The organism is Undibacterium sp. FT79W (assembly GCF_014284215.1).
Classification (GTDB): domain Bacteria; phylum Pseudomonadota; class Gammaproteobacteria; order Burkholderiales; family Burkholderiaceae_D; genus Undibacterium; species Undibacterium aquatile.
In genome coordinates this window covers 62,964-87,469 of sequence record NZ_JACOGB010000003.1, presented here as the reverse complement: position 1 = coordinate 87,469, position 24,506 = coordinate 62,964, and the positions used below count along the sequence as shown (strand labels likewise).

The window sequence follows — 24,506 nt, the reverse complement described above, 5'->3', positions numbered from 1 at the left end:
GGCAATGCTCATGGTTCAGGTGTTTGCATGGCAGCACACGCATTTCCTGGAGCCAGACAGCGGTCTATCGTTAACAGCAGGGTATTAATTTCCAGCGGCTTGGTGAGGTAAGAATGGAAACCGGCGTTGAGCCCCTTTTCAATATCCTGATTCATTGCATTCGCTGTCAATGCAATAAATGTCGTGCAACGCAGATGGGTATCGGCTTTCATCTGACGCAATACCGCGTAGCCATCCATCCCTGGCATGTTAATGTCGAGCAGCACAATATCCGGCTGATGCTGGTGCGCCAGCTCAATACCAGCTTGCGGTGTTTGTGCTGTCAGTAATTGCATGCCAGATCGTAAGCCGAGGATTTGTCTCACGAGTTTCAGATTGACCGGACTATCGTCGATATACAGGATGACCGCATTATTTCCCCAGGCGCAGACTGGTTCGTCAGACAGTTGCGGTACAACATGCATAGGCGCGGCAGGCATAGGCGCTGCAGGAATGGCGTCACCTGGAAGCTCAATCCAGAAGCAACTGCCGTGATTTAATTTACTCACTACGCCGATTTTTCCATGCATCAGTTCGGTCAGTTTTTGCGTGATCGTCAGACCAATACCTGTGCCCTCGGTATTTCCCAGTTCGACGCCAAGCCGGTTGAATGCCTGAAACAGTTCACCCATCTTATCCGGATGAATGCCGATGCCGGTATCGGTCACAGACAGCCGCATATTTCCGGAAGATTGTATTGCGGCATCGACCTGCACGTTACCACCGGTGTAGTTATATTTGATGGCGTTGGAAAGCAGATTCAATACAACCTGTTTTAAGCGAACACGATCGGCACGCACGGCGACGGGCGAGGTAATCAGCGATTGCATCGATATTTTTCTTTCTGCCGCTAACGGGCGGATCAGATCGAAGCATTCTGTAATCAGGTCTTCAAGATTGACAGGTTCCAGCGACAGGCGCACATGGCCACCTTCTATTTTGGCCAGTTCCAGCACTTCATTGACGAGCTCCAGCAGATGTCGCCCCCCTTTCAGAATTTCCTGTACATGATCCTGTTGGGCGGGAGTCAGTGGAGCTTCATAGCCCAGCATCTGGGCGAAGCCGAGAATAGCGTTCAAGGGTGTGCGCAATTCATGGCTCATGCTGGATAAAAATTCTGACTTTGCCTGATTTGCTTTATCAGCCGCTTCTCGCGCCAGGGCGAGTTCGTTTCTGCGGGAGATTTCCTGACTGAAATCAGTCCAGATATTAAAGATGTATTGAATTTCATCAAGATCATTTTTGATAAAACCGATGTTGCTCATGGTGATGAAAACGGAACCATCTTTGCGCCGGTGCGGCAATTCCCCTACCCAGTTTTTACCGCTTCGGATACAACTGCCCACTTCCTGCGTAATGTCTTTTGCCTGTGCTTCTGCTAAAGCAAAACTGAAATGCTGGCCGATTATTTCCGCGTCGGTATACCCCAGCATTTTTTCCAGAGCATGATTCTGATAAAGCAGATAGCCTTTGCCATCGCAGATGCCGACACACTGATTACTGGCATGAAAAACCCGACGGAATAATTCCAGACGGTCTTCTATCGCCTTGCGTTCAGTGATGTCGGTGATAAAGGCAGTGAAATAAAAATGTCGTCCTAATTTGTGATGAGTGAAGGTCAGCTCAACTGGAAATTCTGTGCCGTTTTTATGCAATGCGCTTGTTTCTATGCGTTTATTTAATATCAGTCCCTCACCTAACGCCAGAAAGCGTTTCATTCCGTACTGAAAATACTCGCGGTTTTTGGGGGACGTAATAGTGTCATTTAATACCAGCCCCAGCGCTTCGGCCCTTGTCCAGCCCAGCATGTGTTCTGCCCGTGGATTCCAGTCGGATACTCTGCCCCGGGAGTCGATGGTGATAATCGCGTCCTGCGATGAATTTAAAATTCCCCGCAGCTGAAACTGCGTCTCGTAGATAGTGCGTGCAGACTGATTTGAGTAGTAGCCAACGGCGATAAATGCCATGCTACTGGCCAGCAAGATCAGAATCAGCATGAGTTCCTTGCTGTCACCGGACAGCCATATCGCAACAACAGGAGGCAGCAGATTGGCGACGATAAATCCGCGCATGGCATGAAACTGTTTTGCTACTGTACTGACCGAAACGGCACTGACGCACAATAGGGTGCCGATAAAAAAGGCTGGCAGAACGCCGCTGCTGTGAGGGAGTAATAAGACAGGTCCCAGAGACCACGCTGCACCATGCGTCGTTGCCTGTACAAAAAATATTTTTTGCCATTTTTTGATGGTGGAACCGGACGGTGCTGCCTTTTTAAAGAACTGATATTGCACATGTCCGAGTGCTGCGCTTCCTAATACAGCGGCGATCCAGAGTGACAATTGCGGGACGGGAACGATGCCCCAAACGATAGCGCCACCAAAGACCGCAGTAATCACAGCCATCGTCTGATTCAGTGGCTCCTGGCTGTATGTTGCATACAGCAGGTGCGCCTCGACATCACATTCCTGATCGTCAGCGGGGCGCAAAGTATTGATTAAAAGATTCTGCATGCCTGTTCTTTATATTTTCGGATCGCATGTTTATTGATCAGGTTTTCATGGGCTTTGGTGTGTATGTGCCACACATCATTCCATTGTAATTCTTTAAAATAATTGCCAATGTGAAATTTGGTCAAAAAAGCAGTAATCTGAAACGCGATGCCGTCATATGTCGGTATGATCAAGTGACAATATCGGCAGATGTTCAGCTCAGGGTAAACCGTTGTCCACAAGTGGAGCCGAGGGACGTCTTTTTTGAATTAGGCTGATCTGTCTTTTTAAAAATGTTATAAATGCAAAGCGGAATGACGACAGCGTGCTGTGAAGACATTGCTTGCGTCGGAAAATAGAATAAATCGAATAGATCGGAGACCTATACATCCTGTATCTGTGGATGGCAGCAGGGTTCAGCGCTTGCCATGAATAAATGAGGGTGGGAAATTTCCCCAAATACAACAGATACACTGCGTGACCTCCATTTGTTATTTCTTCCGATATTTTGCATTTGTTTTAGTAATCAACAGTCAGTGTCGTAGCAGTATCTGGTTTCAGGCATTTGCTGTCAGGCGTACAACTGGTATGTGCGCAGACAGCCGGTAATTTTTCTCAGATTGATGGTCGGAGTTTTTTGCATGTCTGTTATGAAGACACTCATCAGGTACAGCCTTGATCTGGTACTCGGATCTGGAAAGGCGATGCGCATCCGTACCAGCCAGTTTGTACTCGCCGCATTGCTGATGCTGGCGAGTATTGGTGTCTTATTTTTCATGAAATCGGTGGGTATTGGAGGGATGGGCGACGTGCGATTGTGGGCCGCCTGTTCAACCGCTGGTCTGATGATTGTGTATGCGCTGATACGCAGTGGCTATTCCTTGCGCTGGTCTGACCCTTCGTTGGCATTTGTGCAGATGCTGTTTGCGATTGCCTGCAATGCTGCGGCGTTCGCGCTGGCCGGTGATGGCCGGGGCGTGACCTTACCGTTGCTGGCCGTGATTCTGATGTTCGGCATGTTTGGTTTATCCATACAGCAGGTGATTACCGTTGCGGTGTACGGCCTGATGCTGTTTGCTGAAGCGATTCTTTTTTCTCTGCTGCGAGAGACAGAAAGAACGACCTACTATTTGTATGGTGCCTACTATTTCATGGTGGTGATTGTGCTTGCCAGTTCCACTTTTTTGACCTGGCGACTGTGCGAAATGCGTGAGCACATGCGGCATCAGAAGCTGCAACTGACACAGGCGCTGGAAAAAATTCAGCAAACCGCTAACTATGATGAACTTACCGGTGCAGCAAACCGGCGGCATATGCTGCAACTGATACAGTACGAAAGCCAGCGTTCCGATCGTTCTGCGAACCCGTTGCTGGTAGCGATGCTGGACATCGATTATTTCAAACGCATCAATGATACTTATGGTCATCAGGCCGGCGATGTCGCATTACAGAAATTTACTAAAACCGTGCAGGAAAAAATCCGCGTTACCGATACTCTGGCGCGCTGGGGCGGTGAGGAATTTCTGATTTTACTGACAGAGACTGAACTCGACGTCGGACTGATTTGCCTGGAACGTGTGCGTGCCGCAGTCGCAGCCGATGTTGTCAAATTCGCCGGTTCATGGATCAGCCTGACCGTCTCTATCGGTGTGACCAGATACCAGCCAGGAGAGGCGTTCGAGAAAACTCTCACACGTGCCGACGAGGCATTGTATGCAGCAAAAGCACAGGGCAGAAATCAGATCGTTTGTTTACAGCAATCGACAGACACGGTTGACTCTATGCCTGACATAAGTAAAGTGAAGGCTGGGTGAATATTCACTGGTAAGTCGAGCCACCACTAGTAGTAGCTTGTTATCTCCTATGCTGTTCAACCGGTATAACAAAAGCTGCTACTGTCTTCCCCGTCTATCCGATAGCTACATTTACTCGCGGTAATGATGCCTTTTCCAATACGGAAAGCGGCTTATTTCACGGCGATCACTGCTAGGCCCTCTCCTTTGCGCTGATAGTTCACTTTCAATTTTCCTGTTCTGATTTAGGCATCTCAACGTAGTCCGTACCGCGTCTGCACGAGTTCTCTTCCAACACAAATTTTTACAGTTTGTTTACAGCTTCACCCAGAGTTTTAACAAAATTCTTAGACCCTTTTGTCTATTCTCCACAGTGTGGAAAAACCGGAAGAGGTATGTGATGGAATTGTTGACGGACATTCTTTATGCAGGCGGGATAGTCATCTGTTTTTTGATGATCTGGATCCTGATGTTGGTATGTGAAAAATTAGGAGCGAAGTCATGAATATGTTTTATATCGGCGGAGCGTTAATTGCCGCAGGTTTGTTGGTGTATCTGGTGATCGCGTTATTGAACGCAGAGGAACTGTGATGACGACACAAGCGCTTATTCTATTAATCGTATTTTTAGCGGTATTACTGGTGTTGTCGTATCCATTAGGGATACTGATTGCAAAAATTGCTGATGGCAAAGCGTCAGTGCCCGGAATGCGATGGCTGGCCTGGTCAGAGCGAGGCATGTATAAAATTGCCGGAGTCAAAGCAGACGAAGGTATGACCTGGAAAGGGTATACCTTAGCCTTACTGGTATTTAATGTACTCGGTACCTTGTTTGTTTATGCGATACAGCGATTGCAATTATGGTTGCCGCTGAATCCGCAATCGATGCCGAATGTCAGTGCGGACTCGTCCTTTAACACAGCGGTCAGCTTTGTCAGTAATACGAACTGGCAGGGATACGTCGGTGAAGGAACGATGAGTTACCTGACGCAGATGCTGGCGTTGGCCGGGCAGAATTTTTTCTCAGCCGCGACTGGCATTGCCGTGGTCTTCGCTCTGATCCGTGGCTTCTCCGCACACTCATCCAAATCTATAGGTAATTTCTGGGTCGATCTCACGCGTTCGACCTTATATCTGTTGCTGCCTTTGTCTGTGATCTTCGCTGTTTTCCTGATGGGACAAGGCGTAGTGCAAAATTTCTCGGCATACAAAGACGTGCAGTTATCCGATGCTGTGACCTATAGCATGCCTAAGACTGGCGCGGATGGTCAGCCCTTAAAAGACAGCAAAGGCGCACCTGTAACGGAAGAGATGACAACCCGCACACAGACACTGGCGATGGGGCCAGTTGCCTCGCAAGAAGCGATCAAGCTGTTGGGGACCAACGGTGGCGGCTTCTTTAATGTGAACTCTGCTCATCCTTATGAAAATCCTACGCCTTTGAGCAATTTCTTTCAGATGATCGCAATTTTTCTGATACCGGCAGCCTTGTGTTTTGCATTTGGCCGCATGGTCGGCGATCAGAGACAAGGCTGGGCGGTATTGGCGACGATGACATTACTGTTTGTTGTGATGACGGTCGGTGTAATGGTGGCCGAGCAGCAGACACATCCTGCACTGGCAGCGATGAATGTTGATCAGGGCAGCAGCGCCCTGCAGTCAGGTGGCAACATGGAAGGCAAGGAAACTCGCTTTGGTATCAGTGCATCTTCACTGTTTGTCGCTGTGACTACTGCTGCTTCTTGTGGCGCGGTGAATGCGATGCATGATTCCCTAATGCCACTCGGTGGTCTGGTTCCTGTCGCCCTGATGCAATTCGGTGAAGTTGTATTCGGCGGTGTTGGCTCGGGTTTGTATGGGATGCTGATTTTTGCCATCCTCGCGGTATTTATTGCCGGCCTGATGATAGGTCGTACGCCTGAATATCTGGGTAAAAAAATCCAGTCGTATGAAATGAAAATGACCTCGGTCGCTATATTGGTCACGCCTGTACTGGTGTTAGCAGGTACCGCGATTGCAGTCATGACAGAGGCTGGTCGTGCCGGCATTCTGAATCCAGGAGCGCATGGTTTTTCTGAAGTGCTGTATGCATTTACTTCCGCCGCCAACAATAACGGCAGCGCATTCGCCGGTATCAGTGCCAACACACCTTACTACAACATCATGCTGGCGATGGCGATGTGGTTCGGGCGCTTCGCCATGATTGTGCCTGTATTGGCAATTGCCGGTTCGCTGGCGGCCAAAAAACGTCTGGAAGTGAATGCCGGCACGATGCCTACGCATGGTTTGATGTTTATTGCCTTGCTGGCAGGCACCGTGGTTCTGATCAGCGTACTGAACTATGTGCCAGCGCTGGCTTTAGGGCCGGTCGCCGAACATCTGCAACTGCACCACGCTAAGAATTGAGGGGAAATCTGATGTCCAGTACCAATGTCCAAAAAAGTTCCGATAACAAAGCCGGTTCCGCGGATCACAGCAACGATCGCACCAGCATAGGGGCTGACTATGCAGTACAAACCGGCGGCAGGCCTCGTCTTCCGCTCTTTGATGCGAGTCTGATAGGCCCGGCAATTGCCGACTCTTTCAGAAAACTCAGCCCACGTACACAGTTGCGCAGCCCGGTCATGTTTGTCGTCTATGTGGGCAGTGTGATGACAAGTCTGTTATTTTTGCAATCCCTGTTTGGTCAGGGGGAAGCCAGCTCCGGATTCATTCTGGCCATTTCCGTATGGCTATGGTTCACCGTCCTGTTCGCCAATTTTGCTGAGTCGCTGGCAGAGGGGCGCAGCAAAGCACAGGCAGCATCATTACGGGCGCTGAAACAAACGGTGATGGCCAAAAAGCTGGCGATTCCTCAACATGGCACCACCTGGCTGCCAGCGGCGGTGGAAGATCTGCGTAAAGACAATGTCTTTTTAGTCGAAGCCAACGATGTTATTCCTGTGGATGGCGAAGTGATTGAGGGCGTTGCCACCGTCGACGAGAGCGCAATCACAGGCGAGTCTGCCCCTGTGATACGTGAATCTGGTGGCGATTTTTCTGCCGTGACGGGCGGTACCCGGGTGTTGTCTGACTGGCTGGTGGTGCGTGTGACGTCGAATCCGGGCGAGGGTTTTATCGATCGTATGATTGCCATGGTCGAAGGCGCCAAACGTCAGAAAACACCAAACGAGGTTGCCCTGACTATTTTACTGATCGCCTTAACCATTATTTTCCTGGTGGTGACGGTAAGCCTGCTGCCGTTCTCATTGTTCAGTGTAGATGCGGCCAAAGCGCTAGGAATGACTTCGCAGCCCATTTCTATCACGGTACTCATTGCGCTGTTAGTGTGTCTGATCCCAACAACCATCGGCGGCTTGTTGTCAGCCATAGGCGTGGCGGGCATGAGTCGCATGATGCAGGCAAATGTGATCGCTACGTCAGGTCGTGCGGTTGAAGCTGCCGGGGACGTGGATATCCTGTTACTCGACAAAACCGGCACGATTACTTTAGGCAATCGTCAGGCGTCTGAGTTTTTCCCTGCACCCGGCGTGACACCTTCTGAACTTGCAGATACAGCGCAACTCGCATCGCTGGCGGACGAAACACCGGAAGGACGCAGTATCGTGGTGTTGGCAAAACAACGCTTTAATTTACGGGAGAGGGAAATGTCCTCACTCCACGCACAGTTTGTCCAGTTCACTGCACAAAGCCGCATGAGTGGCGTTGATATCGGCGAACGCGTTATACGCAAAGGCGCTGCTGACGCAGTCAGAAAATTTGTCGAGGCGATGGGGCGTTCGTTTCCGCTGGAAGTCGCGAAAACTGTCGATGACATTTCCCGCCGTGGCAGTACGCCACTGGTCGTAGTGGACGATGGCCGGGTGATGGGAACGATAGAGCTGAAAGACATCGTCAAGGGTGGCATCAAGGAACGTTTTGCCGAGTTGCGTCGTATGGGAATTAAAACCATCATGATTACCGGCGACAATAAGCTGACCGCAGCAGCAATTGCGGCAGAGGCGGGTGTCGATGATTTTCTGGCAGAAGCAACGCCGGAAGATAAGCTCAAGCTGATACGCAGTTATCAGTCCGACGGTCGCCTCGTGGCCATGACTGGTGATGGGACTAATGATGCGCCTGCATTAGCACAGGCGGATGTGGCGGTGGCAATGAATTCCGGTACGCAGGCCGCCAAAGAGGCGGGAAACATGGTGGATCTGGATTCGAATCCGACCAAGTTGCTGGAGATCGTCGAAATCGGTAAACAGATGCTGATGACGCGTGGCTCTCTGACGACTTTTTCTATCGCCAACGATATCGCTAAATATTTTGCAATTATTCCGGCCGCATTTGTGGCGACATATCCGGAATTAAAAGCGCTGGACGTCATGCATCTGACCAGCCCGTCATCTGCGATCATGTCTGCGGTGATATTTAATGCGCTGATCATCGTGTTTCTGATTCCGCTGGCGCTCAAAGGCGTGAAATACCGTGCGATCGGTGCATCGCTGTTATTGCGTCGTAATCTGTTGATTTATGGCCTTGGCGGCATTCTCTTGCCATTTGCCGGTATCAAAATGATCGATGTGATTCTGACCGCATTGCAATTGGCTTAACGTAGAAATCGAGGATATTCATGAACTCTGTCACTCACTCTTTCACTCACACACTGCGTCCTGCATTCATGCTGTTTTGCAGCCTGTCAATTCTGGTTGGCGTGCTCTATCCTGTCGCGCTGACCGGCGTCGGTAAGATCGCTTTTGCAGATAAAGCGGAAGGTAGTCTGATCCGGAAAGACGGGAAAATTGTTGGTTCCTCCCTGATAGGACAAGCTTTCAGCTCGCCACAGTATTTTTGGGGGCGTCCTTCCGCTACAGGCCCTATGCCAAACAACCCGCTTGCTTCCAGCGGCAGCAATTTTGGTCCTAGCAATCAGGCTCAGACGGATGTCGTCAAAGCCCGTATCGATGCCCTGAAAGCAGCAGATCCTGCAAACACTGCCAAAATACCGGTCGATCTGGTGACGGCCTCTGCCAGCGGGCTGGATCCTGACATCAGCCTTGCTGCAGCGTATTATCAGGCGTCTCGTGTGGCGCATGCTCGTCAGATAGGAACAGACCAGGTGCGTAAGCTGATTGACGAACTTGCCGAACATCCGGTGATCGGTTTGTTTAGCGAAGCACGGGTCAATGTTCTGGCGTTAAACCTGGCGCTGGATCAGAAGAAAAAATAAGTAGTGCAACATGTTGCAGAAATTTGATGTGATATGGACGTGCGCGAATGCTGCGCTTCCGGCAATTCTGTCACTCAGCTGCTTTGACTGATTTTCAAGAGAAATACAATAACGATGGCCATCAATAGCGATCAGCGCCCCAACCCCGATATGTTGCTGGCACATGTGCAGGCGCAGGAACGCCGCGCTGCGCGTGGTAAGTTGCGCATCTACTTCGGCGCGTCTGCCGGTGTTGGTAAAACCTATGCAATGCTGACCGCCGCGCGGAAAATGATAGCGGATGGTCGTCAGGTATTAGTCGGCGTGATAGAAACCCACGGCAGGGAAGAAACCGCTGCATTGCTTCATGGTCTGGATGTCTTACCACTCAGGAATATTCCTTATCGCGACAAAGTGTTGTCCGAGTTTGATATTGATGCAGCACTGGAGCGGCGTCCGCCACTGATACTGATGGATGAGCTGGCACACTCGAACGCATCCGGTTCCCGCCATCCTAAACGTTGGCAAGATGTCGAAGAATTACTGGATGCCGGCATCGACGTTTACACGACCGTGAATGTCCAGCATTTAGAAAGTCTGAATGATGTGGTTGGCAGTATTACCGGTATACGCGTGGCAGAAACCGTGCCGGACACCGTGTTTGATGACGCCGATGAAGTGGTGCTGGTCGATATTCCGGCCGATGAGCTGTTAGCCAGGCTGAAATCCGGGCGGGTATATCAGATACCGCAGGCAGAACGCGCTGCGAAGAATTTTTTTCGCAAAGGAAATCTGATTGCGTTGCGTGAGCTGGCCTTGCGTCGCACTGCTGACAGGGTAGAGGACGATGTCCGTGCCTATAAAATTGAAAAATCGATCAATACCGTCTGGAAAACGGATGCCGCATTGCTTGCTTGTGTTGGACCCGGGCGTGGTGCGGATCATCTGATCCGCAGTGTCGCCAGACTGGCGGGGCAGATGAATGCAGTCTGGCACGCCGTTTATATCGAAACACCTGCATTGCAAAAGTTACCGGCAGCGCAGCGTGAACGCATTTTAAAAAGTCTGAAGCTGGCGCAGGATCTCGGTGCCAACACTGCGGTGTTATTCAGTAACGACATTGCGCAGGCAATTGTTGATTATGCGAACGGACAGAATTTTTCACGCGTCGTGATGGGGCGGCAGTCACGCCTGTCACGTCGGTTACCGTGGACGACGTCGTATGCGAGGACAGTCGCTGCATTAGCGCCGCATATTGATCTGATAGAAATTGGTCGCGCCGCATCTGATCATGAGGATTCGCTGTCAGAGATGGCGGCGGAATCTGTTGCGATTCACGCGCTGGATAAACGCATTCCGGCTGCCAATCGATACAACCGAAACCAGATACGGAGTTATCTGCTGGCCGCACTGGCAAGTATGGCGACAGCGCTGGTGGCGACTCCCTTGCTCGACGTTTTTAATCTGGTCAATATTGCGATGTTGTTTTTATTGACAGTCGTGTTGGTTGCTGTGCGTTTTGGCCGGGGGCCGTCCGTACTGGCAACGGTGGTGGGCGTATTGGCATTCGATTTCTTTTTTGTGCCACCGCGTTTTTCGTTTGCCGTCAGTGATCTGCAATTCGCCATGACGTTTGTCGTGATGTTAGTGGTGGGGCTGATTACCGGACATCTCACGGCGGGTTTGCGGTATCAGGCGAAAGTCGCTTCACGCAGAGAATCCCGCTCCCGCGCCTTATACGAATTTGCCCGTGATTTATCCGGTGTTTTACAGGGCGAACAGATCTCTGATAAAACCCAGGCCATCATACAGCGTGCATTCCGGGCGAACGCGACACTCTTGTTGCCTGACGATGAAGGCCGCTTACAGCCGCCGTCACCTGAAGTTCCCGGTCTGGATATGGGGATAGCGCAATGGGCTTTTGATAAAGCCGAAACCGCAGGTATCGGTACCGACACCCTGCCCGCCAGCAATTTCTTTTATCTGCCGCTGGTAGCGCCTATGCGTACACGTGGATTGCTGGCGATACAACCTGATAATCGTCGCTGGATACTCATACCGGAACAAAGGCAGCAGTTGGATACATTTGCTGCACTGGCAGCGATTGCGCTGGAGCGTCTGCATTACATTGAGGTAGCGCAGAATGCGCTGGTGCACATGGAGTCCGAGCGTTTACGTAATTCCTTGCTGGCCGCGCTGTCACATGATTTACGTACACCGCTGACCTCGCTGGTGGGGATCTCCGAATCGCTCACGATGTCGACACCGCCGCTCAGTGATCGCCAGAAGGAAATGGCACATGCCTTACATGATGAAACCTTGCGTATGAGTGCGCTGGTCTCCAATCTGTTAGATATGGCGCGCATACAGAGTGGTGAAATCAAACTCGATCTGCAATGGCAGCCGCTGGAAGAAGTGATTGGCAGTTCTATCCGTATCTGCGCACCACAACTGAAAGAACATCAGGTACAGACTATCATGGCAGAGGATTTACCGTTAATTCATTTTGATGCCGTGCTGATAGAACGTGTGCTTTGTAATCTGCTGGAAAATGCGGCGAAATATACACCGGCAGGTTCCCGTATTACCCTCAGTGCCGAAACCAGCGGAGCCGACATCGATATCAAGGTATTTGATAATGGACCGGGTCTGCCGCAGGGCAGAGAAGAGGCCGTGTTTGAAAAATTCACCCGTGGCGAGAGAGAGTCCTCCAAACCGGGTGTGGGGCTTGGGCTGGCCATCTGTCGCGCTATCGTTGAAGCCCATAAAGGGCATATCCACGCCGGTGTGTCGCCCGATGGCGGTGCCTGTATTATCATTTCTCTGCCATTAGGAAATCCGCCAGATATGCCGGACATGGAAATCATGAGCCTCATGAACCACGAAGCACACACCATCGGCAGCAACCATCCGATACGACCATTATCCGTATGAACACATCAGCATCGACGCCGCCTATGTCAGAACACAATGCCACTCTGCCCACCGCTTTGCTGGTGGAAGATGAACCGCAAATCCGCCGCTTTGTCCGCAGCTCTTTAGAAGAAGGTGGCTGGCAGGTGTTTGAGTCCGGCACTTTACAACGCGGACTGGTCGACGCCGGCACCCGCCAGCCTGATCTGATTATTCTTGATCTTGGTCTGCCTGATGGCGACGGTATCGACTTCATTAAAGACGTGCGCAGATGGTCAGGTGTTCCCATTATCGTGTTGTCTGCCAGAGTGAGCGAAGCGGAAAAAATTAAAGCGCTGGATGCTGGTGCCGACGACTATCTGACGAAGCCATTTGGTGTCGGTGAATTGCAGGCGAGGGTGCGGGCAACTTTGCGGCGTCAGCGTCAACCCGGTAGTACACCAGATGGCGTCGTTCAGTTTGGCGACGTTAAAGTCGATGTGCAGGCGCGTATGGTCACGAAAGCGGGCGTCATCGTCAAACTCACCCCGACTGAATTTCGTTTGTTGAGCGCACTGATCAATAGTGCTGGCCGGGTCGTGACTAACCCGCAATTATTACGCGAAGTATGGGGGCCATCGCATGCAGAAAGTGGCCATTATCTACGCATTTACATGCGCTATCTGCGGCATAAATTAGAAGATGATCCTACCCAGCCACGTTATCTTCTGACCGAAACAGCGGTCGGCTACCGATTGTTATTACCTAGCTGATTTTTCATTTTTTCTCTGAGTATCCGGCGCCAGAATCTGCTCGCCGGAGGGGCGTCTGCACGCCTGCAATTTAAATTTTTATATGTTTTTCGTCACTCAGCGAATTGATATTTGCGGCGGACGATGAACATCAACCAGAACGACATTGTCGTTATCATGAAAGGAAGTGCTATGAAAAAAATACTTGTTGCAGCAATTTTCCCGACCTTATTTTCTGTGGCTTATGTCCAGGCGCAGGAAGTCAAACCTGAAATGAAACCGGACAACGAAGTCAGTTTTAATGCTGCCCTGACTTCCGACTACCGTTATCGCGGTATTTCGCAAACACGCCTGCAAGCAGCTTTGCAAGGCGGCGCTGATTACGTTCATAATCCTAGCGGATTGTATGCGGGCGCATGGTTTTCCAGAATTAAGTGGACGAAAGATGCGGGCGGCGGCGGTAATCTTGAAGCGGATCTGTATGCTGGTCGCCGTGGTGAAATAAACAAAGACATCAGCTACGACATTGGTGTTCTGACTTATGTTTATCCTTCCAATCGATTGGCCACGGATGCGAATACCACCGAGATTTACGGGCAACTGACCTATGGCCCTGCGTACGTGAAGTATTCACATGCGGTCACCAATTTATTCGGTATTGCTGACAGTAAAAACAGCGGCTATCTTGATCTGGGTGCCAACATCGACGTCGCCACAGGGCTGACGTTGAACATCCATGCGGGGCGTCAACAGGTGAAAAATAACAGTGCCAGCAGCTATACGGATTGGAAAATCGGCATCACCAAAGATTTCGGTGTCTTGACAGGCGCTGTGGCGGTGGTTGGCACGAATGCCAGTGAGACAAGCTATACGTCGCCTGCAAACGGGAAGTTTCTTGGTAAGACTGCCCTGGTCGTCAACATCAGCAAAACGTTTTAATGCTGGGGCAGGGCGCGAGGCTGATGCGGGAAGCCGCTTACCGCTAATCTTATTTCAGTAAGCTATGCAAGCCCTCATAAGCCAGATAGAAGCCGACCAGTAAAATCAGAGCGCCGGATAAATACGGCGCTCTGCGGGCAAAAGCGCCGAAACCGCTCCAGCGTTTCGAGATGTGTTTGATGCTCAGTGCGGCCAATACGCCAGACATGACCATGGTCAGCGCCAGGCCAATGCTGAAACTCAGCACCAGTGTTGCACCCAGCGCGACCTTTTTCAGTTGCAGGCAGAGCAGCAAGACCGTGATAGATGCCGGGCAGGGAATGAGGCCGCCGGTTAAACCGAACATGACAATTTGTCCGGTCGTTACTTCTCGGTTGGTGAAGCGACGGCGTATGTCGTTCGCATGGGCAAGTTCATGCGCATCCTGATACTCGTCACCGGCCACGTCAAGGCTGTCCGACTCCGTATGATGATGTTCATGTTCTGTGAAATGCACGACATATTCATGCGCGTGGTTGCCGTGACCTAAGTGCAAATGGGCAGAGAATTCATGCGGCTCAGGAATCGTCTGTTCTGATTCTATGAAGCCTTCCCGTTGCACAAACCTGAAAGTCTGGCGGTCTTTCTCGTTACGCACGGTTTCCAACGTCAGTTGTTCCGCCGTCCAGACGTGATTGCGCTGCTTGTCCTGATTGTTTTGATAGAGCCGGAACCGTGGTGGTACACCGTCTTCAAATATCTCCAGTCGCACAATGCCATGCCCCGTATCGATCTCTTGCATATCATCGTGGTGGTGATGGTGGTGAGCATGATGCTGCTCGCGCCAGGTACGCCACATCATCCAGACGGCGATGCTGATAATCAGGATCGCGGACACGACCTGTAAATAAGGTTCAGTGGCTTCGGCATTCCATTGCTGGCCGAAATACATACCGGCCAGTGCGATGATCCAGACGATCACGGTATGCGACAGGGTTGCCGACAAACCGAGCAAAACGGCCTGTGTCAGCGTACCGCGCACGGCGATGATAAATGCCGCCATCATGGTTTTTGAATGGCCGGGTTCCAGTCCGTGTAAAGCGCCAAGCAGGATGGCGCTGGGAATAAACAGCCACGCATTCGTTGCGCCTTGTTGCAGCAGCGTTGAGAATTCAATCATATTGAGCGCTTTATTTTAAGTAGCTTTTCACCACATCAATCAGCTGTTCGCGTGCATCGGTGTGGTCTTCATTGTGGTCAGTGTTGTCATGCGGTGCATCGATCAGATGCGTGCGTATGTGGTCTTCCAGTACCGTGGCGAGCAGGCCATTCATCGCGCCGCGGCAGCTGGTGATCTGATGCAGAATTTCCATGCAGCCTTTTTCCTCCTCCAGTGCCCGCTCTATGCTATCGAGCTGCCCACGGATACGGCGTACCCGGTTCAGTAGCTTTTGCTTATCTTTAATCGTGTGGCTCATATTAAATAAAATAGGGTAGGGGGGTATACTATATCTCATTCACTAAATACTTAAAAAAATAAGTCTTACGCCTGAATCGGTGAGTTATTTTTCGTCGTAGTCTGCATTGAATGAACGGTGTCACAGGGATGACATACGCCGCCCTTATAGTGAGCGCCCGTATTCGACTTGTTCTATTCGTTGATTCGTCCTACCCATTCATCTCACTGTGTATAGAAAATGATAAAAACCTCATTTCCGCTACGTACGATTTCCGCCGTTCTGATTTCTGGCTTCATGTTTGTCGCTTGTGGTGGATCTTCCGATTCAGTCGTGGCGACGGCGCCGTTAGTTATTCCGGAGGCACCTAAAGGTTCTGGTGTTACCGATAGCGCGCCGGTTGCTGACGAAAGTAAAGTGTTTCCTTATGTTGACTTTGCTTATACCAATCAACGCGGCGATGCACGCTATGCGACCTTGCAAACCAACGCCGGTGTGCGCGTCGTTGCGGGTTTTCTGCAACTCTGGCAACCGCGCAGTCTGTTGGTGGATGCGGGCTCTCCGGCAGCGGCGAATGGCAGCTTTCCGGCAGTGACAGCATCGGATTGGACCGGGGTTCCCGGTGATGCGACCGATGGCAAAGTGCTCAACACGACGATACACAACGCCAATATTCAGTATGTAGTCGACGCAACTAAAGTGCGTACGCCTGAGCAGGAACTCGCCGCCTATCTGGATGATCGCCGCAACAAGGGATACAGCATCAGCGATGGCATGGGCCCGTTGACGCAGGCATGGCGTAGCAGTGCGCAACAAACCACGACCATCACCGACATCGCGGCGGATGCGACATCCGTGCGCTATGACGATAAAGGCAATGATATCGGCGTCGGCAGCAGCACCAATACCAGTTTTGGTCTGGCGGTCGATTTTGTTAATAACATCGGAGAAAATGGTTCTACCGAACCTGCTAAACGCTTCTTCAAATACGCCCGTCCTTGGCGCTGGAACAGCAGTGTCAAGGTCGTCGCGGCGCTGGAACCAGCGAAAAGCACCACCCCGGCAACCGATGGCGGTTATATCAGCGGTCACTCTGCGGAAGCGGTGCGCAAGGCGATTGCGATGGCGTATCTGGTGCCACAACGCTATCAGGAAATGCTGGCGCGGGGTCTGGAACTTGGTGAAAACCGTATCCTCGCTGGCATGCACTCTCCGCTCGACGTGATCAGTGGCCGCGTGCAGGCGCAGGCCGTGGCGACAGCGAGTATTGCCACCGGTGCGAATGCTAAGAATGATCTGAAAACGCAGGCATATCAACAGGCACAATCCGGTTTGCAAAATGCCCTGAAACTGAGTGATGCTAATGCTTTACAGACCTATGCCCATAGCGGCACGGCGGCGAGTGACCGGTTTGCTGACTACCAGATCAATAAGGCAAATTATCTGCGTCGTCTGACTTTTGGCTTGCCAGCGATTGGCGACACCAGCAAACCAGCCGTCGTACCAAAAGGGGCGGAAATATTACTGGAAACGCGTTTGCCGTATCTCGATGCAAATCAGCGTCGCGTTGTGCTGAAAACCACCGCATTGCCATCCGGCTATCCGATTCTGGATGATGAAGAAGGCTGGGGTCGTTTGAATCTGTTCGCGGCGGCGGATGCTTACGCTGCATTCAACGGCGATGTCAGCGTCACGATGGATGCAACGAAAGGTGGATTTTTTGCGCAGGATAGCTGGAGAAATGACATCAGCGGCATTGGTCGCTTGACCAAACTTGGCACAGGTATCCTGCGTCTCAGCGGTAATAACAGCTACAGCGGCGGCACGATTATCAGCGCAGGTACGCTGGCAGCAGACAGCAATCTGGCGTTTGGTAAAGGCGATGTTTATCTGAATGGTGGCAAGCTGGTGCATAACAGCAAATTGCCTTTGCAACTGCTGGCAAACTACACGCAACTCACTGGCAGCGCGCTGGAAATCGTCGCCAACGGCAGCAACCTCGGAAAAATTCAGATCGCAGGTGCGGTCGCGATTGATGGTGCGGCCAGCCTGAATCTGAAATTTGCTGCCGATTACAAACCCGCGGCAGGAACCGTACTGACAATACTGAGCGCAAAATCGGTTGGCGGCAAATTCGCTACCGTGACAGTCGATGGCTTTCCTAAAGCGACGGTCACTTACAACGCCGATTCTGTCACTATCCGTTTAGATGCCTGAGTGATTGGTCGTAACTTATTAGTAGTCACTTATTGATAGTAACAACAAAAAAACACTGGCTTGCAAGCCAGTGTTTTTTTATGCGTCGTCAGAAAAAAAGGTTTGCCGGAATTGTCTTACGGATTAAGTCTCTTGCAGCTTGCGGTACAGCGTTTGCCGGCTGATGCCTAATTCGCGTGCCGCTGCCGAGACATTGCCATTCGCATTGGCAAGCGCCTGTCGGATCGCTTTCATCGAACGTGCATGTAAGCTGAGTTCTTGTGGCTCACCAGCGTTGTCGCTGACGATTGTCGCAGCGGCTTTCTGAGCAGTCGGCACCTGTAACTCTGCGACTAAATCGTCTGCCAGATGTTCCCAACTGATGCAGCGCTGATCATCGTCTCGTAAAGCGACCGCAGCGCGTAGCGCGTGGCTGAGTTGACGCAGATTGCCGGGCCAGTGAAAGGTTTTCATCGCGCTCAGCAGATCAGGTGCAATGTGTAGATCGCTGTCCGGTGCAAATTCTTGCAATAGTCTTCCGCATAAAAACTCAAAATCCGTCCGCGCCCGTAACGCAGGCAGACAGACCGTTAAACCATTGATGCGATAAAACAGATCTTCGCGGAAACGGCCAGCAGCGATGCTGTTTTTTAAATTCTGATGCGTGGCGCAAATTAAATTGAAATCCACCGCCACCGGCGTGCTGCTGCCCAGCGGTGTAACCTGACGTTCCTGTAACACCCGCAGCAATCGTGTTTGTAAGCCTAAAGGCATATCGCCGATTTCATCCAGAAATAAAGTGCCGCCCTGAGCTTCGCGCAAACGTCCTTGTGCACCTTGTTTTGTCGCGCCGGTAAATGCGCCTGCGACGTAACCGAATAATTCGGCTTCGATCAGATGTTCTGGAATCGCTGCACAATTCACCGCGACAAACGGCTTATTCCGGCGCAGTGATGCCCGGTGTGTTGCTTGTGCAAACAATTCTTTGCCGACCCCGGATTCGCCCGTCACCAGTAAAGGAATCGCCTTGTCGATGACCTTGCGTGCTCTCTCGCTTGCGGCCAGCCACTGGGCATCTTCATTCGTCGTCGGGGATATGGGTGTTGCCGGAGCGGCTTTTGTATTGGTGCTTAGTGCTTGCCGCGCCAGGCTGTGACTATGTACCTGCGCAAACAACATGCCGCCATCTTTGGTTCGCAGCGTTTCAGGCCGTATCACTGCGCGCTGGTGAAATGACAGTATCTGTTGAAATTCTGTCTCGAATAAATCCGACCAGCAGGTTGCCGCGATGTCTTTGTACTGCAATTTTAGTAATGCCAGCCCTTTACGATTCGCGCCAGTCAGCCAGCCATCTTCTGAAAATGCCAGCACACTTTGTGCTACCGAGCCCAAACCTTCGGCGCGCGGATGCAATTGCACGATAATCTGATGCTGACAAGCGCTCAGTACCATGCTGTTTTCTATCATTTGTGCCGCTGTGGAGACCAGACCCAGCGTATGCGGATGGCGGCTGCGATGGTCGCCGGAGATGTCCAGTATCCCCATCAGCTTACCTTGTGCGGACAAGATGGGTGCCGCAGCGCAGGTCAGAAATTCATTATGCTCAAGATAATGTTCCGCGCCGTGAATCTCGATTTCATTGGCCTCCGCCACTGCCGTGCCGATCGCATTGGTGCCGCGCTGATTTTCCGCCCAGGTGGCACCGCATTTCAATGCCACACGGTCAGCCTTATTCAGAAAATCCAGATCGCCCATCGTATGCATCAGTACACCTTGCGCATCGGCCAGTATCACCATGCTATGGCTGTGCCGCACCTGTTCAAACAGATATTCGATCACCGGTTCTGAATGGCTGATCAGCTCATGATTGAAATGACGTGCATGTTGTAAATTGCTGCTGCTTAAATTGTCGTCACATTCGACCCGTCCTACCGGGAAAAGCCCTGCCGACAAGCTGCGCTGCCAGGATTGTGCAATGCGATCATCAATACCCGGGGCCGGAGCTATGCCATATTCGACCAGTTGCAAACGGGCCTGCTTCAGATGGGATGAGGGCAGAATGGCGTGGTTGCGCATGAACTTGTCTCCTGCGGCATCGGTAGTTGCCGCTGTGTTTAGTGCTGTGTTTGCCGCTGTGTTTACTGCTGCGTTTACTGCTTTTTTTGCCACTGTTATACCTGTCTCATTTTGTGTCAGGTGTCACAGACATCAGCGGACAGTTGACAACTATCTTAGCAGGAATCCGTCGGCAAAAGTGCATGTGTCGCCTTCGCCATCGCTCTCGTACAGGCGACGCCAGAGGGGAAAGCAGGCTGATTATCTTGTTATCCGCGGTTGGCATGGCTTTTGCGAATAGTGGCGCTGACCAGCGCAAAAAAACTTTGTGACTGTCAATAACAACTAACTGAAGGAGACAACCTTGATCTATGAAGCCCCAGGTGCTGCAGGCGCCAAAATCCAATATAAATCCCGTTACGACAACTTCATCGGCGGCAAATGGACTGCGCCTGTGAAAGGCGAGTATTTTGATGTCATCACACCGATCACTGGCAAGGTGTACACACAGGCAGCACGCTCGACCGCCGAAGATATCGAGCTTGCGCTGGATGCTGCTCATGCTGCCGCCGATGCCTGGGGTAAGACAGATGCTGCGACGCGTTCGAATATCCTGCTGAAAATTGCTGACCGTGTTGAGGCCAATCTGGAATTGCTGGCCTATGCCGAAACCGTGGATAACGGTAAAGCGATCCGTGAGACGCTGAATGCAGATATTCCGCTGACCGCTGATCATTTCCGCTATTTTGCCGGTTGTGTGCGGGCGCAGGAAGGTGCTTTGTCGAACATCGACGAGAATACTGTTGCTTACCATATTCAGGAACCACTCGGCGTTGTCGGACAAATCATTCCATGGAATTTCCCGATTCTGATGGCCGCATGGAAACTGGCTCCGGCGCTGGGTGCAGGTAACTGTGTTGTGCTGAAACCAGCCGAATCCACACCGATTTCTATTCTGATTCTGGTCGATCTGATTGCTGATCTGCTGCCGCCCGGCGTGCTCAATATCGTCAATGGTTTCGGCCGCGAAGCCGGTATGCCACTGGCGACCAGCAAACGTATCGCCAAGATTGCATTCACCGGTTCCACCAGCACTGGGCGTGTGATTGCGCAGGCTGCTGCAAACAACCTGATTCCAGCGACGCTGGAACTGGGCGGCAAATCGCCGAACGTCTTTTTTGCCGACATCATGGATAAAGACGACGAATTTCTCGATAAAGCCATCGAAGGTCTGGTCTTGTTTGCCTTCAATCAGGGTGAAGTCTGCACCTGCCCATCACGTGCGCTGATACAGGAATCGATTTACGACAAATTCATGGAACGCGTATTGAAACGCGTTGCCGCGATTCAGCATAAAAATCCGCTGGATACCGACAGCATGATGGGTGCGCAGGCTTCCAAAGAACAACTGACAAAAATCCTCTCGTATCTGGATCTTGGCAAACAAGAAGGTGCCGAAGTGCTGGCGGGTGGTAGTCAGGCGCATCTGGGTGGCGATCTGGAAGGCGGCTACTATGTGCAGCCTACGCTGTTCAAAGGTCACAACAAAATGCGCATCTTCCAGGAAGAAATTTTTGGCCCTGTGCTGGCAGTGACCACCTTCAAAGACGAAGCTGAAGCCTTGGCGCTGGCCAACGACACCTTGTATGGTCTGGGTGCCGGTGTATGGAGCCGTAATGGTAATGTCGCGTATCGCATGGGTCGTGCTATCAAAGCGGGTCGCGTCTGGACTAATTGCTACCACGCTTACCCAGCGCACGCGGCATTCGGTGGCTATAAAGAATCCGGTATCGGACGTGAAACTCACAAAATGATGCTCGATCATTACCAGCAAACCAAGAATCTGCTGGTCAGCTACAGTGAGAATAAACTCGGCTTCTTTTAATTTCCATGGGGAGTTAAGTCTCTGATTTGGACAGGTGACTCGTCACCTGTCCATGGTGCCCCTTGTAGTGTTGATTGAATATTTGCAGGACTTACGCAAAATCTCCACGGCTGCGTTATGACTCCTTTCCGTACTGTCTTCGTCGCCATACCTTGCCGCGACAATTTTACGTAAGTTCTTATTTAAAAAAATTAAGGAAATCGTTATGGGCGTTTCACAATTTTTTATGCCAGGTAAAAACATTCTTGGTTTGGGTGCTTTAGATGAGGGAATTAATCAAATAGGACAAATGGGCTATAAAAAAGCCTTAATCGTCACGGACGGTGCTTTATCAAAAATGGGTTTAGCAAAAATGGTTGCCGATAAGCTAGCCGCCCAAGGTATTTCGGCAGAGGTATTCGATGGCGTGCAACCCAATCCAACCGTTGGTAACGTCAATTCCGGTTTGGAAAAACTCAAAACCGCGCAAGCCGATTTCATCATCTCTTTGGGTGGTGGTTCATCGCATGACTGCGCCAAAGGCATTGCGCTGGTTGCAAGCAATGGCGGGAAAATTGAGGATTACGAGGGCTTAGATAAATCCAAAGTGCCACAAATGAGGCTCATCGCCGTGAATACAACGGCTGGAACCGCGTCTGAAATGACGCGCTTTACCATTATCACGGATGAAACCCGGCACGTTAAAATGGCGATAGTCGACAGCCACGTGACACCATTTTTATCCATCAACGATTCAGGTTTGATGGAGGCGATGCCCGCTGGCTTGACTGCGGCCACGGGGATGGATGCACTGACACATGCGGTTGAAGCTTATGTTTCAACGATTGCCACTCCCCTGACTGATGCTTGTGCAGTCAAGGCCATAGAGTTAATCGGACGCTATTTGCCGACTGCGGTCAAAGAACCTAAAAATCAGGAAGCACGCGAGCAAATGGCCTATGCGCAGTTTTTAGCGGGTATGGCATTTAACAATGCGTCGTTAGGTTACGTTCACGCGATGGCGCACCAATTGGGCGGCTTTTATAATCTACCGCACGGTGTGTGCAATGCACTCCTTTTGCCACATGTGGAAACGTTTAACTTGCGTGCTGCACAAGAGCGCTTAAATCAAATTGGCGGCATTTTGAATGCCAGCAATCCAGATTTGGCAGGTTTGGGCGTCATTGAAGCGATTAAAAAATTAGCAGATATCGTGGGCATTCCAAAATCGCTCGAAGAATTGGGTGTGAAGCAAGAGGATTTTGCTGTCTTGGCACAAAACGCGCTCAGAGATGTGTGCGGTTTGACCAATCCGATTCAAGCATCGCATGCTGAGATTGTGGGTATATTTGCATCGGCTTACGGCAAACGCTCATGAAATTTGATTGGAACAAGGGTGGCGGACAAAACCGCCATGCCCAATTCATCACAAACCACCGCCTATCTCTAAAAAATAGAGATGGATGGTTTTGGAGGGGCGATTATGGTTGAGCGAGTCACCGCCACACCCGCAGCGCTGGAACTGATACAGCAATTGCAGGCCGAACATGGCAGCATCCTGTTTCACCAGTCCGGCGGCTGCTGTGATAACAGCGCCGCCAATTGCTATCTGCCTACCGACCTGACCATAGGCCCGTACGATATCAAACTGGGCGAGGTCGGCGGCGTGCCGTTTTACATAGGCAAGCTGCAATACGATTACTGGAAACACACCCAGCTGATTCTGGATGTGATTGACGGTCACGGCGGCACCTTTTCACTGGAAGGCGCAAGCGGCAAGGCGTTTCACACCCGTTCGCGCCTGTTCACCGATGACGAATGGGCGCAGATCGCAGACCAGGTGGCGCACGATCTGGCCTGATTTCTGTCTGTTTTAATTTCGTTATGGTTATCAGCCTGTCGGATATTTTAAGATGTGAAGCAGACCAGTTGTGGCTTCATTTTTTTGTCTTCAGCATTTTGATGAATGCCGTTAATGCTGACGATGCTTGCCCCCGCCAGACCAGATGCGTTTTGTTCGACGACACCTGTTTTGGTAATGCATGCTGATTGACTTTGTCATTCGCCTGCAAAGCGCTCAAGACCGATACCGGCACGATGGCAAATCCGGTTCCGGCGGCAACGCAGGCGATCATTCCCTGATAGGAAGCAAATTCCAGCACACGTTGCGGAATCACATTGTGATTGCTTAACCAGTTTTCCAGACATTGGCGATACGAACAGCCCTGCGCAAATGCAATCATGGTGCTGCTGCCCAGATCACTGGGGCTGTGCAAGCGGCTGATTTTGTTTGAAGTGATCAACACCAGTTTTTCCTGAAAGATGGGAATCGATTCCAGTTCCGGCGCTGTGTATGGTTCAGAAACAAATGCCGCTTCGATCTCAAACTGCGTGACGCGCTTGATGAGCGCGGCGGTGGTTCCAGTCATCAATTCGACAATTACATCCGGATGTTGCTCGTGATAGTGCGACAGTATCGGCGCTAAACGGCTGCCCGCGGTGCTTTCCAGAGAGCCCAGGCGGAACGTACCGTGCGGCTTTCCGGTCTGCATTTCGTTTACCGCTTCGTCTGCCAGACGCAGCAATCGGTGCGCGTAGTTCAGCAGTGTGTGTCCTTCCGTCGTCAACGCCAGCGTACGGCCTTCGCGTCGGAAGAGTTGAACGGCCAGGTATTCTTCCAGTTGCCGTATGCGTGTAGTGACATTCGAAGGCACGCGATGCAACTTGCTTGCTGCGCGCACGACACCGCCTTCTTCGACCACGGTTCGGAATATCAGCAGTGACTCTAAATCTATTGTTCTCATAAAGAGAATATTAATCCAGAATAATTCATTTGTCAGTGAAGCAGATTTCCA

At 51.2% G+C, this 24,506-nt stretch carries 17 protein-coding genes; 12 read left to right on the top strand and 5 right to left on the bottom strand.

Translation table 11 applies throughout. The features are described 5' to 3' along the window. Nucleotides 1–8 precede the first annotated feature (8 nt). Nucleotides 9–2,552, bottom strand: a complete 2,544-nt coding sequence (locus H8K38_RS05815; protein WP_186883866.1) for a PAS domain S-box protein — start codon at nucleotides 2,550–2,552, stop codon at nucleotides 9–11. Nucleotides 2,553–3,172: 620 nt separating this feature from the next. Between H8K38_RS05815 and H8K38_RS05810 the strand changes: the two genes are divergently transcribed. From H8K38_RS05810 to H8K38_RS05775, 8 genes are all read left to right on the top strand, one after another. Beyond that, nucleotides 3,173–4,345 carry a GGDEF domain-containing protein gene (locus H8K38_RS05810; protein WP_186883865.1) on the top strand — a complete coding sequence of 391 codons (1,173 nt, stop codon included), beginning with the start codon at nucleotides 3,173–3,175 and terminating at the stop codon, nucleotides 4,343–4,345. Between the two features lie 480 nt (nucleotides 4,346–4,825). After that, entirely contained in the window at nucleotides 4,826–4,915 is a 90-nt protein-coding gene (gene kdpF, locus H8K38_RS05805; RefSeq protein WP_186883864.1) for a K(+)-transporting ATPase subunit F, read from the top strand. Beyond that, nucleotides 4,915–6,729 carry a potassium-transporting ATPase subunit KdpA gene (gene kdpA, locus H8K38_RS05800; RefSeq protein ID WP_186883863.1) on the top strand — a complete coding sequence of 605 codons (1,815 nt, stop codon included), beginning with the start codon at nucleotides 4,915–4,917 and terminating at the stop codon, nucleotides 6,727–6,729. The genes kdpF and kdpA overlap by 1 nt, the downstream gene beginning before the upstream one ends. 11 nt (nucleotides 6,730–6,740) lie before the next feature. Then, nucleotides 6,741–8,921: a potassium-transporting ATPase subunit KdpB gene (gene kdpB / locus H8K38_RS05795; protein ID WP_186883862.1), complete on the top strand. Its 2,181-nt coding sequence runs from the start codon at nucleotides 6,741–6,743 to the stop codon at nucleotides 8,919–8,921. Between the two features lie 20 nt (nucleotides 8,922–8,941). Further along, entirely contained in the window at nucleotides 8,942–9,538 is a 597-nt protein-coding gene (kdpC, locus tag H8K38_RS05790) for a potassium-transporting ATPase subunit KdpC (RefSeq protein ID WP_186883861.1), read from the top strand. Between the two features lie 114 nt (nucleotides 9,539–9,652). After that, nucleotides 9,653–12,451 carry a two-component system sensor histidine kinase KdpD gene (gene kdpD / locus H8K38_RS05785; protein WP_186883860.1) on the top strand — a complete coding sequence of 933 codons (2,799 nt, stop codon included), beginning with the start codon at nucleotides 9,653–9,655 and terminating at the stop codon, nucleotides 12,449–12,451. After that, a complete protein-coding gene (kdpE, locus tag H8K38_RS05780) occupies nucleotides 12,448–13,182 on the top strand; it encodes a two-component system response regulator KdpE (protein WP_370527116.1) in 735 nt (244 codons plus the stop codon). Before kdpD ends, kdpE begins: the two co-directional genes overlap by 4 nt. Before the next feature lie 171 nt (nucleotides 13,183–13,353). Beyond that, nucleotides 13,354–14,100: a TorF family putative porin gene (locus H8K38_RS05775; protein WP_186883859.1), complete on the top strand. Its 747-nt coding sequence runs from the start codon at nucleotides 13,354–13,356 to the stop codon at nucleotides 14,098–14,100. A gap of 49 nt (nucleotides 14,101–14,149) precedes the next feature. Here H8K38_RS05775 and H8K38_RS05770 read toward each other — a convergent pair whose 3' ends face one another. Both H8K38_RS05770 and H8K38_RS05765 read right to left on the bottom strand, forming a co-directional pair. Then, nucleotides 14,150–15,259 carry a nickel/cobalt efflux protein RcnA gene (locus H8K38_RS05770; RefSeq protein ID WP_186883858.1) on the bottom strand — a complete coding sequence of 370 codons (1,110 nt, stop codon included), beginning with the start codon at nucleotides 15,257–15,259 and terminating at the stop codon, nucleotides 14,150–14,152. Between the two features lie 10 nt (nucleotides 15,260–15,269). Then, complete coding sequence (locus H8K38_RS05765; RefSeq protein ID WP_186883857.1) at nucleotides 15,270–15,557, bottom strand: metal/formaldehyde-sensitive transcriptional repressor; 288 nt, start codon at nucleotides 15,555–15,557, stop codon at nucleotides 15,270–15,272. Nucleotides 15,558–15,776: 219 nt separating this feature from the next. Between H8K38_RS05765 and H8K38_RS05760 the strand changes: the two genes are divergently transcribed. Continuing rightward, nucleotides 15,777–17,753, top strand: coding sequence for an autotransporter-associated beta strand repeat-containing protein (locus tag H8K38_RS05760; protein WP_186883856.1), 1,977 nt, complete (start codon nucleotides 15,777–15,779; stop codon nucleotides 17,751–17,753). Nucleotides 17,754–17,876: 123 nt separating this feature from the next. Here the strand turns inward: H8K38_RS05760 and H8K38_RS05755 are convergent, their stop codons facing one another. Then, nucleotides 17,877–19,808 (bottom strand): sigma-54-dependent Fis family transcriptional regulator, encoded by a 1,932-nt coding sequence (locus H8K38_RS05755; RefSeq protein WP_186883855.1) that lies wholly within the window; start codon nucleotides 19,806–19,808, stop codon nucleotides 17,877–17,879. A 343-nt stretch (nucleotides 19,809–20,151) separates the two neighbouring features. Here H8K38_RS05755 and H8K38_RS05750 point away from each other — a divergent pair, with 343 nt between their 5' ends. From H8K38_RS05750 to H8K38_RS05740, 3 genes are all read left to right on the top strand, one after another. Next, nucleotides 20,152–21,672, top strand: coding sequence for an aldehyde dehydrogenase family protein (locus tag H8K38_RS05750; RefSeq protein WP_186883854.1), 1,521 nt, complete (start codon nucleotides 20,152–20,154; stop codon nucleotides 21,670–21,672). A gap of 205 nt (nucleotides 21,673–21,877) precedes the next feature. Beyond that, nucleotides 21,878–23,029 carry an iron-containing alcohol dehydrogenase gene (locus tag H8K38_RS05745; RefSeq protein ID WP_186883853.1) on the top strand — a complete coding sequence of 384 codons (1,152 nt, stop codon included), beginning with the start codon at nucleotides 21,878–21,880 and terminating at the stop codon, nucleotides 23,027–23,029. A gap of 105 nt (nucleotides 23,030–23,134) precedes the next feature. Next, on the top strand, nucleotides 23,135–23,512 hold the full coding sequence (locus H8K38_RS05740; protein ID WP_186884186.1) for a DUF779 domain-containing protein: 378 nt from the start codon (nucleotides 23,135–23,137) through the stop codon (nucleotides 23,510–23,512). Between the two features lie 76 nt (nucleotides 23,513–23,588). Here H8K38_RS05740 and H8K38_RS05735 read toward each other — a convergent pair whose 3' ends face one another. Continuing rightward, on the bottom strand, nucleotides 23,589–24,455 hold the full coding sequence (locus H8K38_RS05735) for a LysR family transcriptional regulator (RefSeq protein ID WP_186883852.1): 867 nt from the start codon (nucleotides 24,453–24,455) through the stop codon (nucleotides 23,589–23,591). Between the last annotated feature and the right edge of the window lie 51 nt (nucleotides 24,456–24,506).